Consider the following 2,044-nt stretch of genomic DNA (forward strand, 5'->3'; position numbering starts at 1 on the left):
GCGATCACCAACATGGTTGCTTCGACCACCCATCTGACTCCTAAACGGGTACGGGTTCGACATCCAGCGGGTATCACCGCGCCGCGACGAGTGATCGTGTCGTTCACCGACGGGTCGGTCATCAGCGATCGGCGGTACAGCGAACTTGTCGATGCGCTGACCAAGTACGCCAACCGGTACCGCGGTGACTCGCTGGCCCGCCGGTTGCTGCGGGCGCGGGTGTGGGAGATGCAGGTCGAGTGGCAGGCCGGTAGCGCCCGATTGGTGATCACCCGTGACGACCCGGAATCGCAGACCGCAGGGATGAGCCCGATCGTGCAGCGGCTGACTGAAATTCTCGACGAGAAGTTCCCGCTTCCCGAGGCCCGGATCACCCATATCGACCGCGACGAGAGCGGGACCGAGATCGGGTTCACGATCTCCTACAAGACCACCCTGTCAGCGGCCTTCCCGGGATTGCAGCAGAAGCTGCGAGAGTCGCTGGTCGCCAGTCTGCCCCGGCACGTCACCGAGGACGGGGCGTGGAACTGGTTCGTGGTGGTCATCCCCGAGGAGAACCAGCTCACCATCCGGCTGGCCAAGCCTCTGCCCAGCGGCGTGCGGCACCTGCCGCTGAGTATCAGCGACTACCGGGAGATGAACGACAAGCAGCTCTACGACATCCCGTATGCCACCGCGGCTGACGGGGTGCTGGCGACCTGGAACATCCACAAGTCCTCGTCTCGCGGTCACGTGCTCGCGGCAGGGCGAACCGGTGGCGGTAAGACCTCGCTGATCCGGACCCTGATCACCGAAGCGATCGCGCGTGGAGTGCCGGTGGCCGGCGCGGTGGATGTGAAGATGCTCGAACTCGATGGCTTCGATCAGTACCCGGGTGTGGCGTCGGTGATCTATCACGTCCGCCAGATCGTCGAGTTCATCAACGCCGTGCACGCGGAGATGGTGGCACGCCGGGAGTTTCTGCACCGTCTGCGTATCCCTGACGAGAACCTGCCGCCGTTCATCGTCGTGCTCGATGAGTTCTTCGTGATGAGTGCGTTCCTGCGGCGCGCGGCGGCCTACAAGGGCGACAAGGACGACCCTGACGACGAGCAGGCCGTGTTGGCGCGGTTCGTCAAGAACTCCAATCCGCTGGGCAAGATCGGTGAGATTCTCGCGCTCATCCGAAGCTTGCAGGGCCGCATCATCCTGGGAGTGCAACGCCCTGACGCCACCAATTTCGGTGAAGACGCTACCTCGGTGCGCGACAACTTCGGCACCCGCATCTCGCTGTCGAGCCTGTCGCAGCAGGGCGCGGAGATGATGTGGGGTGATGCCCACGTGGGACGCGACGTCGACGCCAGTGTGCCCGGGCGCGCCACCGTCGCCGACGCCGAAGGCCGACCGATGCACGCACAGGTGCACTGGACGCCCAACCCCGACATGCACCCCAACCGGTGGAACCGCCTGGACTCCGAGGACCAGGAGATCGTGACCGCGCTGCGCGAGGCCGCCATCGCAGGGGCCCAGTTGCAGAACTTCGTGCCCGAAGTGCGTGAGCACCTACAGAAGGTCGGCGGGTTGATCCGCACTCCCGGCGATGGGCCGATCATGGCGTGCTTCTCCTCAGAGATGCGCTCCTTCCTCGCCGAGCAGCGCGAGGCAACCCCCGAACCGCCGGCACCGATCGCCGGCCTCGACCCGACCACCGCCGGAGACGACGGCGTCTACGCCGCGGACCTGACCGAGGGCATGCGGGTGCACGTCGACGACGACGGAACCGTAGCCACAGTCGTCGCGGTTACCCGGGTCGGCAAGAAGCTCGTGCGCGCGAAGCTGCGCGACGACGCCAATCCGCGCGTCACCCTCAACGCCGAGTTCGCACCCGACGAAGTCGTCCTCACCGCCGAGCCGGGCGAGGCCGACGCCATCGATCTCGACAAAACCAGTTCTGTCGCTTAACCCACCACCGAAGAGAGGACACCTCTGTCATGGGCATCCTGCGTTCCATCCTCACCCCCGCTCCCGACGAAGTGGCTGCCGTGCGCACCGCGCTCGACGCCAA

The 2,044-nt window shown here is 65.7% G+C and carries 1 protein-coding gene; it reads left to right on the forward strand.

Going from position 1 to position 2,044, the window contains the following annotated elements:
- Positions 1-1,941 (forward strand): FtsK/SpoIIIE domain-containing protein (locus tag BJF87_RS22695; protein WP_084813254.1); only part of this gene is annotated, 1,941 nt, incomplete at its 5' end.
- Positions 1,942-2,044: the final 103 nt, after the last annotated feature.

This window comes from Gordonia sp. CNJ-863 (assembly GCF_001942325.1).
Taxonomy (GTDB): Bacteria; Actinomycetota; Actinomycetes; order Mycobacteriales; family Mycobacteriaceae; genus Gordonia; species Gordonia alkanivorans.